The sequence below is a fragment of the Ruegeria sp. ANG-S4 genome (assembly GCF_000814005.1).
Taxonomy (GTDB): domain Bacteria; phylum Pseudomonadota; class Alphaproteobacteria; order Rhodobacterales; family Rhodobacteraceae; genus Ruegeria.
Genome location: NZ_JWLK01000001.1, coordinates 1,484,542 through 1,496,940, shown reverse-complemented (window position 1 = coordinate 1,496,940; position 12,399 = coordinate 1,484,542). Strand labels below are relative to the sequence as shown.

The window sequence follows — 12,399 nt, the reverse complement described above, 5'->3', positions numbered from 1 at the left end:
CAGTGACACGCATCCCAACCCGATGGATACGGGCGGTCTCCTTCGTGGCGGCTGCTGGTTTGCTGGCGGCATGCCAGCTTCCGAAATCCGGGCCGAACAAAAACGAAATTCTGGCGGGTTCCACAACGAACGGCGGTAACGCCTTTGTTGTCGAGGTTGACGACAGGGTGACCCGGGAAACCGCGGCAGTCCCCCAATTCGGTTTCTCGCAGTCCTTCCGCAATGCGCAAAGCGTTGCCTCGGATACAGTACGGCCGGGCGACGTGTTGGGCCTGACGATCTGGGAAAACGTTGACGACGGCCTTTTGACAACCGGAACCGGCGCGGCCACCTCTTTGGATGAAGTTCAGGTAGACAATGACGGCTTCATCTTTGTTCCTTACGCTGGCCGGGTACGCGCGGCCGGCAACACGCCCGAGCAGTTGCGCACCCTGATTTCTTCAAAGCTGGAAGAGCAAACCCCCGACCCTCAGGTCCAGGTTCGCCGCGTTGCGGGCGATGGCGCAACAGTTTCTCTGACCGGTACCGTTGGTGCGCCCGGCGTGTACCCGATTGAACGGCCCACCGGTACCTTGTCCGGCATGTTGGCCCAGGCTGGCGGTGTTTCGGTGTCGTCCGACATTGCTCTGGTCACGGTTATACGCGGCAAGCAAAAGGGCACTGTCTGGTACGATGACCTTTTCCGCTCGCCCGGAACGGACATTGCGCTGCGCAGCGGTGATCGCATTCTCGTCGAGGAAGACAGCCGGTCCTACATCGCGCTGGGTGCAACCGGCGGTCAATCCCGGGTACCATTCGAAAGCCAGGATCTTTCCGCCCTTGAGGCGATCGCGCAGGTTGGTGGCTTGCAGTCACTGTCATCAGACCCAACCGGTATCTTCGTGTTGCGCAAAGAGCGGCAGGATATCGCGCGTAAAGTCATGGGGCGTGCAGACCTACAAGGTGACCAAAGAATGATCTACCTGTTGAACCTCACGGCGCCAAACGGGTTGTTTGTTGCGCGGGACTTTGTCATCCGCGACGACGACACGATCTATGTGACCGAAGCGCCTTATGCGCAGTGGACCAAGTCCATCTCGCTGATCGCCGGAGGTTTGACGCCCATCGCAAACGTGGCAACGCTGACAGGCAACTGACCGGTGTTTCCTGAGGTGGAGCCGCCGGACACCAACGAGCGCCAGCGCCTGTTCGTCTATAATGGCGGGTTTCTGACACAACGTCGCCTGCGCCGAATTCTGTCCCTCGCGGGGTTTGACATCCGGTTGGGACTTCCTAAACCGGGCGATACCGTTGGTGTCTGGGGGGCCAGCCCTACCGCGCATCGGGGTATCCGCGTCGCTGAAAAACACGCTGCACCTATACTGAGGGTCGAGGACGCATTTCTTAGGTCGCTGCATCCGGGGCGCAGCGGAGAGGCCCCGTTGGGGTTAATATTGGATCAGTCGGGTGTGCATTTCGATCCCACAATCCCTTCTGATCTCGAACAATTGTTGTCCACGCATCCGCTGGACGACACCGCCATACTCGACAGGGCGCGCGGCGCGATGGAACGGCTGCGCGAATTGCAGCTCAGCAAATATTCGGCCTTCGACCCGGATATCGCACCGCCTGATCCCGGATATGTTCTGGTGGTCGATCAAACGCAAGGCGACGCGGCGGTCGCGGCCAGCGCAGGCGACACGGCCTTGTTTCGCGAAATGCTGGTCATGGCGCAGGAGGAGCACCCCGGCTCTCGGGTGATCATAAAAACCCACCCGGAAACACAATCCGGCCACCGCGCGGGGCACTTCGCAGATCAGGATCAAACCGACCGCGTCACATTATTGAAGGACCCGATCAGCCCGTGGCCCCTGCTTGAGGGGGCAATTGGCGTCTACACCTTGTCGTCACAGCTTGGATTCGAAGCCATACTGGCTGGTCACAAACCCCGGGTCTTTGGTCAGCCGTTCTATGCCGGTTGGGGGCTGACACAGGACGAAAACCCCGTACCTCGCAGACAACGTAATCTGACGCGCGCACAACTGTTTGCAGCGACGATGATCCTGTACCCCAAATGGTACGATCCGTATCGGGACACGCTTTGCGAGCTGGAAACGGTGCTGGACACGCTCGAAGCGCAAACCCGGTCATGGCGCGACGATCGCAAAGGTTGGACCGCGTCGGGGATGCGTGTTTGGAAGCGCAGACATCTGCAGCAGATGTTTGGTTCCCAGCGCAAATTGCGTTTCACCAGCGGACCGCCGCAACCTGCCGACCGTCCTCATATGGTTTGGGCGCGCCACGCCGAACAAACGTCACAGGCGACACGTGTTGAGGACGGTTTTCTGCGCTCGCGCGGTCTGGGCGCAAGTCTTGTACCGCCGCTGTCTCTGGTTACCGACGACGAAGGCATTTACTACGACCCCACCCACCCGAGCCGGTTGGAAAATCTGATTGCTGCCCGTGAAAGCCTGCGTCCTGACCAGCACCTGCGCGCGGAACGTTTGGTTGCGCGCCTAATCGCCGAAGGGCTGTCCAAATACAATGTGGGCCTGACGCCGCCGGATTTGCCTTTGGGTCACCGCATTTTGGTTCCGGGACAGGTCGAAGACGACGCCTCAATCCTCAAGGGCACAAGTTCGACCCGAACCAACCGGGATTTGTTGGTCGCGACCCGTAAGGCGAACCCAGAGGCTGTTCTGATCTACAAGCCGCATCCAGACGTCGAGGCCGGCCTGCGTGACGGCGGGATAGAAACGGACGGCCTGGCTGACGTCGTAGTCAAAAATGTCGATCCAGCGAGCCTGCTGACACAAGTGCAAGAGGTTTGGACCATGACCTCGCTTTTGGGGTTCGAAGCCCTATTGCGTGGGGTCAAAGTAACAACGCTGGGTGCGCCGTTTTACGCCGGATGGGGGCTGACGACCGATCTGGACATTGTTCCCGCGCGGCGCGGGGCGCATCCCTCTGTCATGGGGCTGGTTCACGCGGCCCTGATCGACTATCCGCGCTATCTGGATCCGGTCACAGGCTTATCTTGCCCGGTTGAGGTTGCGGTTGACCGGCTGGCGTCGGGTCAGCAGTCACCTGTCGGGTTAACAAACCGGTTGCTTTCCAAGCTACAGGGCGCTTTGGCCACGCATTCGCATCTCTGGCGTTGACGTTATCGCGCTGTGCGACCCCAACGGTGCAAAACGTCCCCGTCGATGACCTGTGCGTCTATCAACTCGAACCGGGGCGCGGTCTCAAGTGTTTCAAGGCCCAGCGAGCCGACTGCCGATAGCCCTTCCGCACCGATGGTCAGCCCGGCCGTGAAGCCGACAAGTTCGTCGACCAAATCTTCAGCCAGCAAAGATGCCGCCAGCGAAGCCCCCCCTTCGCAAAACACGCGTGTCAGCCCGGCCTGCCCTAATTGCTGCAACAAGTCTGCCGCGTCCACCTGGTGGTCGTTCAGCGCGCATGGGATCAAACGGGCGCCCAACCCTTCCCAGGTCCGCGCCCGCTCGGCGTCCGGTCGTGGGCCGTGGCACAGCCAAACCGGAACATCAGCAGCCGTTCGAGCCAATTGCCCAAGCAAGGGCAAATCCAGATGGCGAGAGACCACAATGCGAACGGGTTGGTGTTCGATACCCAAGTTCCGCACGGTCAGCGACGGGTCGTCTGCGCGGGCTGTTCCCGCGCCAACCATGACCGCATCGTGCCGGGCCCGCATGGCATGCACTGCCCGGCGGGCTTCGGGTCCGGTAATCCACTTGCTGTGACCCGTTTCCGTCGCGATCCTGCCGTCAAAACTGCTTGCCAGTTTCAGGGTCACAAACGGGCGGCCCTGCTCGGTTTTCAGAAAGAACCCGGATAAATCCCACGCGGCCTGATCCATTAGGACCCCGGTTTCAACCTCAATCCCGGCTTCTCGCAGCATCGCAAAGCCCTGCCCTGCAACCCTGGGGTCACTGTCCTCGATTGCGGACACGACGCGGGCGACCTTCGCGTCTATCAACGCCTGCGCACAGGGCGGTGTTTTTCCGTAGTGCGAACAAGGCTCCAACGACACGTAAGCGGTGGCACCGCGCGCCATTTCGCCCGCCTGCGCCAACGCTTCGGTTTCGGCATGCGGCCGACCACCCGGTTGTGTCCAGCCGCGTCCGACTATGCGTCCGTCGCGAACGATGACGCAGCCCACGGATGGGTTGGGCCAACACGTCCCTTGTCCGCGTCGCCCTAGAGACAGGGCCAACGCCATAAATCGCTTATCTGTTTCGCTCACTCGTCCGTAGAAGGCTGCGGCGGGCGCAGTTCGTGGACAAACTCCTCGAAATCATCGGCCGCCTGGAAATTCTTGTACACGCTTGCAAAGCGAACATACGCAACCGTGTCGATACGGGCCAGCGCTTCCATGACGATTTCACCAATTTTGTTGGATGGGATGTCGGTGTCGCCCATGCTTTCCAATCGACGCACAATTCCCGAGATCATCTGATCGATCCGATCCGGGTCGATGGGGCGTTTTTGCATTGAAATTCGGATCGAACGTTCCAGCTTGTCGCGATCGAAGTCTTCACGCTTACCGTTGGTCTTGATGACAACCAGATCGCGCAGTTGTACCCGTTCGTAGGTGGTAAACCGGCCCCCACACGCCGGACAGAACCGACGCCTGCGGATCGCAACGTGATCCTCTGCCGGGCGTGAATCCTTGACCTGAGTATCGATATTTCCGCAAAACGGGCAGCGCATCCGCCGTCTCCTCGTCCCTAGCTTACCTCTTTTTGTAAGCGCTTCGGCTTACTTATCCACAACTATAGGGCAGCCTCTAGGATTTGGGTAGTCGGAAATTTTCACCGCTATATAAGGGGGTCAGGCAATATGCGCCGCGACTTTGCGACTGTGCGGGGCGCGGCGATGCTCGAACAGGTAAATGCCCTGCCAGGTGCCCAAAACCGGTTGGCCGTTGGCAAGTGGAACAGACAGTGACACGGGCATCATGGCCGCTTTGATATGCGCTGGCATGTCATCAGTGCCTTCATAGGTGTGCCGCAGGTACGACATCGAAGGATGATCCGACGGCGGCACCAGACGATCAAAATATGCGTTCAAGTCTGTCTGTACTTCGGGATCTGCGTTTTCCTGGATCAAAAGTGAGCAGGACGTATGGCGAACGAACAATGTCATAAGGCCATTGCCCGAAAACCCGCCTGCCCAGTTACGCACGGGGGCCGTGAACTCATACAGTCCCGACCCCGAGGTTTCGATTATGAATTCAGTCTGCACATTTAATTCCTGAAAAACGGGACATAGCCGCATCGGGCATTCGCACCCTGAACGGACATGCTGTCACCGACTTTGAACGGAGAAAAGGGATTGCTGCCTTGTTGCGGCACATCCGTGGGCATCTTCAACGTGAACTGAACGGCGGTTCTTCGTCCAGTCGTCACACTTGGGCCGTAGCCGCGCAATACATAAATCGGCTGTTGCCAGCCTGCGCCCAACTTTCGCCTGGCAAAATCCGCAGCGGCACACCAGTAACCGTCAATGAATTGATCGGTGCGGGGTATCACCTCGAAATCGGTGCCGCTCATCGGCTCGGTCCGGTAACCATTGGGCGCGGCACTGGCCATCGCCGGAAGGATCAGCGCAACCAGTGCCGCTGTCGTGCAAGCAAATACCTGTTTCATAATAACCATCTTTCCTGTTCTGACATGACACATAGGTTAGGTCATCCCTTTTCGCAAAACAGTGCACCTCACGGGCATTTAAGGTTGGGCCGATCCTTCGTGATCGCGCGTCAGCCATCCGTGATATCGGATCAGCGACCCCAACCAAGGCAGCCGGGCAGATATGTCAAAACAAAAGCGCCCCTGTGCATCCTGCCACTCAAAGGAAAAAGACTGCGGCAGCAGCGCTTTTGGGCAGGGCAGACCGCAGATCTTCATTCGGACAACCTCAATGCCCAATCGGTCCTGCCGCCAGACCGGGCGTATCCAGATCGTCAGCCCACCAATCTGCTCTCGAACACAATTCCAACCGGCATCGTAAGAAAGACGAGATTGGGTCAAATGGCCTGCGAAATTCCGCCGCCACAGCCAATCTTCGCCGACCTTTTGCGTTGTTAGCGAAACCGGCAAATCCTCACCTGTTGGCGGAAAGCGCCCGATGCGCAATGCCAACGCGATCAGTATTCCGCGGCCCCGCGTAATCTGGCAGCGCCCTGTGAAACGGTCCGGCTGGGTGTGCAGGCCCAAAACCGCAGTCGGCAGTTTGGCATCCTGCGGGAGCGCGCGCAGAAAAGGGTCGCCCAATGCCCTAGAACCCACCGGGTGCGAACCGCGCACGGAGATCTGGATCAGGAACCAAGCATGTCGCTTCTCGACCAAAAATCCTGTAGCGATTGCGCGCGATCAGATGATAAATCGGGTCTTTCAGAAACTTCGGCAACAGGCGCAACCCGGACAAGACGCGCGGCAGACCGGGCAACGCGCCCATCGCAGCCGCGAAGGCATCCAGCTTTTGATGCACCTGCCCATCCACAAAGACCAAGTTGGTTTCAAAGTCATCTGTGGGCAGACCCGCATCCCGGTAAAGACGCTGCCCCAGGCGCGACTGAGCCGTCGCAAAGCGAAACCTGTGCGCCGTATCGTGCCGTAATATGAAACGGAAAAAGGCAGAACAAAGCACGCATTCGCCATCAAAGACGATCAGATCCTCTTTCGGCAATGTCATATCGTGCGGCATTTGCGCAGGCCTTGGGACAGTTCTGCAATAGGCTGGCACGCCAAACACCGCACGACAATGCGACATCTCGGGCTGCATGTTGGCCAAGGCGAAAAAATGGTGTGCCGGGGAACCTTTTGAAACGGTTTGGTAAATCCGTTTTCCCAGGCTCTGACCCCATCCCCATCAGGGCGCTGACCCGACAACTTGGCAAATCTAGGTGCCAATCCGCTGTAGTTCTTGGTCATATGGGACAAATTCTTTCGAGATTCAGCCAAATTCTTTTGGATTGGCTCGAATTCTTGAATACGCCGTTCGCGGGATGGCGACAGCAACAATTTCTCTGTTAAGCTTTATGGAACAATAACGCATTGGCCGGATACAGCCATGGATGTCGATATTTCAAGAATTCAATTGCTGACCAGAGTATTGGAAGGTCAAACGGACAACCCGTCTTTGGTCGATCAGGTGTTGCGGGACAGTGGGCTGAGCAGAAGCGAGATCTCGCCCCCGGCGCAAGTCTACAGCGCGCATAACGAGGCGCAATTCGTACGCCATGCCTGTGACGCGGTCGAAGACATAACGTTTGGTGCACAGGCCGGGTTGCAGTTCAGTTCTTCCTCAAGCGTGACCGCATACATCAGCAAATACTCGCGTGACTTGCGGCAGGTCATGGAAAACACCACGCGGTTCCACCAGATGATCGATCCCTCCATCGCTTTCACCTTGCGCGTGTCCGGAAACGCCGCAACGATTGAAGCGGATTGGAAGGATGCCACGTTCTCTCGTTATCACCGCAGGACAGAGTTCATGCTGTTTGCTGCTGTTGCGCGGATGCGCGCCCTGACCCAAGTGACCGTTCACCCGCTACAGATGCGGTTTCAGCACGAGGTCGGCCAACACGCCGCCAGTTATGCCAAAATCGGCGGGTTTCCGGTTGAATTTGGAACTGAACGGCTGGAAATCATTCTTTCGCTGGCCTCACTCGACCTACCTGTCCCGACATATGATCCAAGCTTGCGGGCGCATCTGCTGGAATACGGCGAACGGTTGCTGGCCGAACGTCGCACTCCCAAACAGAAAACCCGAGCAAAGGTCGAGGGGCTTATCACCCGTTCGATGCCGGGATTTATCCTGCAGGCCGAAGACGTCGCTGAAAAACTGGGCGTTAGCCCGCGCACCTTGGCGCGGCGACTGAACGAAGAAGGCACCACCTATCGCGAGGTTGTCGATGACCTGCGATGTGATTTGGCACAGACCTTCATCAAGAACGGAATGAACCTGTCCGAAATTTCTTATTCACTTGGTTATGCAGATCAGGCGGCGTTTTCCACTGCGTTCAAACGGTGGACGGGTCAGGCGCCAAGCTCGTTCCGAAAGCGGGTCGATCACCCGCTGCACCCGGGTTGAAAGTGGCCGGGGGTCATTGGCGTTTTCTGCCTCACCCCGGCCGGTCCATGAGTGGACACCGGCGATATAGAGAAGGCTGAGGCAGAACCCTTTCGAGTTCTCGCCAATTTGATGTGACGTCGAGACAACGTGAAAAGACCTGAGCGCGAAAAGAAAAGGCGCCCCGGTTGGGACGCCTCAAACTCATTGATCCAAAAAGGACCGAAGTTTTCGTGATCGACTAGGGTGTTTGAGCTTACGCAGCGCCTTCGCCTCGATCTGTCGGATACGCTCACGCGTCACGCTGAACTGCTGGCCAACCTCTTCCAGCGTGTGGTCGGTGTTCATGCCGATACCAAAGCGCATCCGCAGAACCCGTTCCTCACGCGGGGTAAGCGACGCCAGTACCCGAGTTGTCGTTTCCTTGAGGTTTTCCTGAATTGCACTGTCCAGCGGCAGCACGGCATTCTTGTCCTCGATGAAATCACCCAGCTGGCTGTCTTCTTCGTCGCCAATCGGGGTTTCAAGGCTGATCGGCTCCTTGGCGATCTTCATCACCTTGCGGACCTTCTCAAGCGGCATCTGCAGCTTTTCGGCCAGTTCCTCGGGCGTCGGCTCGCGACCGATTTCGTGCAGCATCTGGCGGCCGGTCCGGACCAGCTTGTTGATCGTCTCGATCATGTGAACCGGAATACGGATCGTCCGCGCCTGATCCGCGATCGAGCGTGTGATCGCCTGACGAATCCACCATGTCGCGTAGGTCGAGAATTTGTACCCGCGGCGGTATTCAAACTTATCGACCGCTTTCATCAGGCCGATGTTGCCTTCCTGAATAAGATCAAGGAATTGCAGGCCGCGGTTCGTGTACTTTTTGGCAATCGAGATCACCAGCCGCAGGTTGGCTTCGACCATTTCCTTCTTGGCCTGGCGCGCCTCTTTCTCGCCCTTCTGAACTTGCTGCACGATGCGGCGGAATTCGGGGATGTCCAGACCGACATACTGTCCGACCTGCGCCATATCGTTGCGCAGGTCTGCGACCTTGTCTGAGGACCGTTCTATAAACATCTGCCATCCGCGACCCGGCTTTTCCGCCATTTCGGTCAGCCAGTTCGGGTCCAATTCGCGTCCGCGATAGGCGTCGATGAATTCGCGACGGTTGATGCGGGCCTGATCGGCCAGCTTCACCATTGAGCTGTCCAGCGACATGATGCGTCGGTTGATGCCATAGAGCTGGTCAATCAGCGCTTCGATTCGGTTGTTGTGCAGGTGGAGGCCATTCACCAGTTCAACGATCTCGGCCCGCAGCTTCTGATAGGTCTCTTCGTCCTGTGCGCTGAACGTCCCGTCTTCGTTGAGCGTTGCGGAAATCCGGCTGTCCTGCATCTCGCTGAGTTGCGCAAAATCGGTCGAGATCCGTTCCAACGTGGTCAGGACCTGATCCTTCAGCGCGGCTTCCATCGCGGCCAACGACATATTGGCCTGATCGTCTTCGTCATCATCATCGTCGTTGGCGATCGGGTTGCCGTCCGCGTCCAGCTCTGGGCCTTCGTCTTTCTCAGGCTTTGCCGCTTGAACGGCAGAGGTATCGACGACGGGTTCAGAAACATCCCCGTCTTCGTCCATCTGATTACCAAAGGTGGTTTCCAGATCGATGACATCGCGCAGCAGGATGTCTTCGGACAGCAATTCGTCATGCCAGATGGTGATCGCCTGGAAGGTCAGAGGGCTTTCGCACAGCCCCGCGATCATGGTGTTGCGTCCAGCCTCGATGCGCTTGGCGATGGCGATCTCGCCCTCGCGGCTCAGCAATTCGACCGAGCCCATCTCGCGCAGATACATGCGTACGGGGTCGTCGGTGCGGTCCAGCTTTTCGGTCTGCGCCCCGGCCAGTGCAACCTCGCGCGGGCCTTCGGTTGTGACCAGTTCGGTAGAGCCCTTGTTCTCTTCTTCCTCGGCTTCTTCATCTTCGATGATGTTGATGCCCATCTCGGACAGCATCGACATCACATCCTCGATCTGTTCCGAGCTGACTTGATCAGGCGGCAGAACCTGATTAAGCTGGTCGTATGTGATGTAACCTTTCTCGCGGGCCTCGGCGATCATCTTCTTGACCTGGGCCTGGCTCATGTCCAGCGAGATTTCCTGTTCCTGCTCGTCGGATTTGCGGTCTTCGTTCGTATCCTTGGCGGCCATTCAATGCTCCTGCAGGGATGGGTGATTCGTTAGGTCCGAATCATTAGCGCGTAGAAGTGATTCGGCCACCCGTTTACCCGTTTTTCTTTTCCAGTGCCTTACGAAAACATCACTTTATCGACGTTTCCGCTCGAAATTGATGCCTGACATGATGGCCTCAAATGCGTCTTTCTCGTCGCGGTTGATTCGCGCACCATTGTCGGCGATGTCGAAAACGGCCTTGTCTTCATTCTGGCTACGGCTTGTACGGTTGCGCTCTTCGGCGGCTTGGGCCAGCCGGTATGTCAGCGCCTCATCGGCCAGATCAGACAACTCCTCCGCCGCTTCGGCAATCTCAGCATCCAACCCCCGGAGCGCTTTGATCTTTGCGAGTTCCTCGGCCAGCGTCATCTCGGCCTTTTCAACGTCGCCCGGTTTGTACACACAGGGGATCACAGCGACATGGCGAAGGGCCAGCAGGTTTTCAAGGGGTTCAGGACCCAAAGTTTGCACAATGTGGTCTTTTAGATTTTCGGGATCGTCGATGGCATGACGCAGGATCGCGTCGCGCAGCGCGGCGTAATCCGGGTTCTGGCATTCCATGTCCTCTAATTGCTGTTCGAACTGAACAACAACATCGGGATTAAGCACCGCAATCGCCAGAATGGCCGCCTCGCGCAACTGAATATCGGCATTCTCAGACGACGCCAGAAACGATGTACGTGCACCGGGACTGGCTGGTTGCTGCGGCTGCCATTTGCCGCGCGGTTGCCAGTTGCGGTTCTGAGGTTGTCGCTGGGGGCGGAATAATTGCCAGCGCAGGTCCTTTATTTCTTGACCATAGTGCGAACGAATAGATGGATCGCGGATCAGCCGGATCTTCTCTCGCAACGATTTGTCCAGCGCCGCCTTTCGTTCGGGACTGTCGAACACTTTGCCTTCGGTCTCGCGCTGCCACAGCAGCTTGACCATCGGAATGGCGTCGTCGAGAACCGATTGCACCGCCCCTGCCCCATCGGCGCGCAGCAGGTCATCAGGGTCCTGCCCCTCGGGCATCAGGGCAAAGCGGAGTGATTTGCCGGCCTCCAGCAACGGCAGCGCCAGATCGACCGCACGCATCGCCGCACGCAATCCCGCAGTATCGCCATCCAGCGCAATGATCGGCTCGTCCGAGATGCGCCACAAAAGCTGCAACTGATGCTCAGTGATCGCGGTTCCCAGCGGCGCAACCGAGGCTCCAAACCCAGCTTCGGCCAGCGCGATGACGTCCATATACCCTTCGGCCACAATGAGGGGCTGCCCCTTGCCCGCCGCCTCGCGCGCGGGGCCATGGTTGTAGAGGCTGCGCCCCTTGTCGAACAACTCCGTCTCGGGCGAGTTCAGGTATTTGGCATTGTCGTTGGGGTCCATCGCCCGACCACCAAACGCAATGCAACGCCCGCGTGGATCGCGGATCGGGTACATGATCCGGTTGCGGAACGTGTCATAAGGCTTCTTGCCTTTGTTCGATGGCTTGGCCAGACCAGCGGCAAGGATCAATTCCTCGTCCACGTTTTTGCCGCGCAAATGATCCCAAAGCGCTTGCCAACCGTCCGGAGCAAACCCGATCTCCCATCGGTCCAGAGCCTTTGCATCCAGACCGCGGCGGGTCAGGTAATCGCGCGCGGGAGACCCAGCGCCGGTCTTGAGCTGCAGGCGAAAGAACTGAACCGCCTGCTCCATCACCTCGGCCAGTTGCGACCGCCGATCCTGCTTTTCCTGCGCTTTTGGATCCCGCGCGGGCATGGGCATGCCCGCCTCGCGCGCCAGAATCTCAACGGCTTCGATAAACGGCACGTTCTCGGTTTCCCGCACAAAGGTGATTGCGTCGCCTTTGGCGTGACATCCAAAGCAGTAGTAATAGCCTTTGCGATCATCGACGTGGAAAGAGGCGGTTTTTTCCTGATGAAACGGGCACGGCGCCCACATATCGCCCTTGCCCTGATTGGATTTGCGCGGGTCCCACGTGACCTTGCGCCCCACGACCTGAGACAGGCTGAGGCGCGAACGCAGTTCATCCAGAAATCCGGGGGGCAAAGACATGGCTCAAACCTGCCAGAAATGGAAACGCGCGCCAAGGGGATGACGCGCGTTTGTCCACAGCGAATTGCGCGG

The 12,399-nt window shown here is 58.2% G+C and carries 11 protein-coding genes; 3 read left to right on the top strand and 8 right to left on the bottom strand.

Annotated elements, in window-relative coordinates:
- The first annotated feature begins 2 nt into the window (after window positions 1-2).
- Window positions 3-1,136: a polysaccharide biosynthesis/export family protein gene (locus tag RA28_RS07435; RefSeq protein ID WP_039525253.1), complete on the top strand. Its 1,134-nt coding sequence runs from the start codon at window positions 3-5 to the stop codon at window positions 1,134-1,136.
- A gap of 3 nt (window positions 1,137-1,139) precedes the next feature.
- Entirely contained in the window at window positions 1,140-3,140 is a 2,001-nt protein-coding gene (locus RA28_RS07430; RefSeq protein ID WP_052261327.1) for a capsular polysaccharide biosynthesis protein, read from the top strand.
- A gap of 2 nt (window positions 3,141-3,142) precedes the next feature.
- Here the strand turns inward: RA28_RS07430 and ribD are convergent, their stop codons facing one another.
- From ribD to RA28_RS07400, 6 genes are all read right to left on the bottom strand, one after another.
- Window positions 3,143-4,243: a bifunctional diaminohydroxyphosphoribosylaminopyrimidine deaminase/5-amino-6-(5-phosphoribosylamino)uracil reductase RibD gene (gene ribD, locus RA28_RS07425; protein ID WP_082029744.1), complete on the bottom strand. Its 1,101-nt coding sequence runs from the start codon at window positions 4,241-4,243 to the stop codon at window positions 3,143-3,145.
- The gene (gene nrdR / locus RA28_RS07420) at window positions 4,240-4,710 is read right to left on the bottom strand and encodes a transcriptional regulator NrdR (RefSeq protein WP_039525240.1); all 471 of its coding nucleotides are present in this window, start codon (window positions 4,708-4,710) and stop codon (window positions 4,240-4,242) included. The genes ribD and nrdR overlap by 4 nt, the downstream gene beginning before the upstream one ends.
- 120 nt (window positions 4,711-4,830) lie before the next feature.
- Complete coding sequence (locus RA28_RS07415; protein WP_039525236.1) at window positions 4,831-5,244, bottom strand: secondary thiamine-phosphate synthase enzyme YjbQ; 414 nt, start codon at window positions 5,242-5,244, stop codon at window positions 4,831-4,833.
- A 2-nt stretch (window positions 5,245-5,246) separates the two neighbouring features.
- Complete coding sequence (locus RA28_RS07410) at window positions 5,247-5,648, bottom strand: hypothetical protein (RefSeq protein ID WP_039526166.1); 402 nt, start codon at window positions 5,646-5,648, stop codon at window positions 5,247-5,249.
- Between the two features lie 78 nt (window positions 5,649-5,726).
- Window positions 5,727-6,272: a DUF4166 domain-containing protein gene (locus RA28_RS07405; RefSeq protein ID WP_193747359.1), complete on the bottom strand. Its 546-nt coding sequence runs from the start codon at window positions 6,270-6,272 to the stop codon at window positions 5,727-5,729.
- 4 nt (window positions 6,273-6,276) lie between these two features.
- On the bottom strand, window positions 6,277-6,693 hold the full coding sequence (locus RA28_RS07400; protein ID WP_052261355.1) for a thiol-disulfide oxidoreductase DCC family protein: 417 nt from the start codon (window positions 6,691-6,693) through the stop codon (window positions 6,277-6,279).
- Window positions 6,694-7,071: 378 nt separating this feature from the next.
- Between RA28_RS07400 and RA28_RS07395 the strand changes: the two genes are divergently transcribed.
- Window positions 7,072-8,094, top strand: a complete 1,023-nt coding sequence (locus RA28_RS07395) for a helix-turn-helix domain-containing protein (protein ID WP_039525229.1) — start codon at window positions 7,072-7,074, stop codon at window positions 8,092-8,094.
- 183 nt (window positions 8,095-8,277) lie between these two features.
- Here the strand turns inward: RA28_RS07395 and rpoD are convergent, their stop codons facing one another.
- Window positions 8,278-10,266, bottom strand: a complete 1,989-nt coding sequence (rpoD, locus tag RA28_RS07390; protein ID WP_039525226.1) for an RNA polymerase sigma factor RpoD — start codon at window positions 10,264-10,266, stop codon at window positions 8,278-8,280.
- A gap of 114 nt (window positions 10,267-10,380) precedes the next feature.
- Window positions 10,381-12,327 (bottom strand): DNA primase, encoded by a 1,947-nt coding sequence (gene dnaG / locus RA28_RS07385; RefSeq protein WP_039525223.1) that lies wholly within the window; start codon window positions 12,325-12,327, stop codon window positions 10,381-10,383.
- Between the last annotated feature and the right edge of the window lie 72 nt (window positions 12,328-12,399).

What these genes read in the sequence shown, in the direction of transcription:
- dnaG (WP_039525223.1), bottom strand. Translation starts at nt 12,327, where the DNA reads ATGTCTTTGCCCCCCGGATTTCTGGATGAACTGCGTTCGCGCCTCAGC.
- nrdR (WP_039525240.1), bottom strand. Translation starts at nt 4,710, where the DNA reads ATGCGCTGCCCGTTTTGCGGAAATATCGATACTCAGGTCAAGGATTCA.
- RA28_RS07400 (WP_052261355.1), bottom strand. Translation starts at nt 6,693, where the DNA reads ATGACATTGCCGAAAGAGGATCTGATCGTCTTTGATGGCGAATGCGTG.
- rpoD (WP_039525226.1), bottom strand. Translation starts at nt 10,266, where the DNA reads ATGGCCGCCAAGGATACGAACGAAGACCGCAAATCCGACGAGCAGGAA.
- RA28_RS07395 (WP_039525229.1), top strand. Translation starts at nt 7,072, where the DNA reads ATGGATGTCGATATTTCAAGAATTCAATTGCTGACCAGAGTATTGGAA.
- RA28_RS07410 (WP_039526166.1), bottom strand. Translation starts at nt 5,648, where the DNA reads ATGAAACAGGTATTTGCTTGCACGACAGCGGCACTGGTTGCGCTGATC.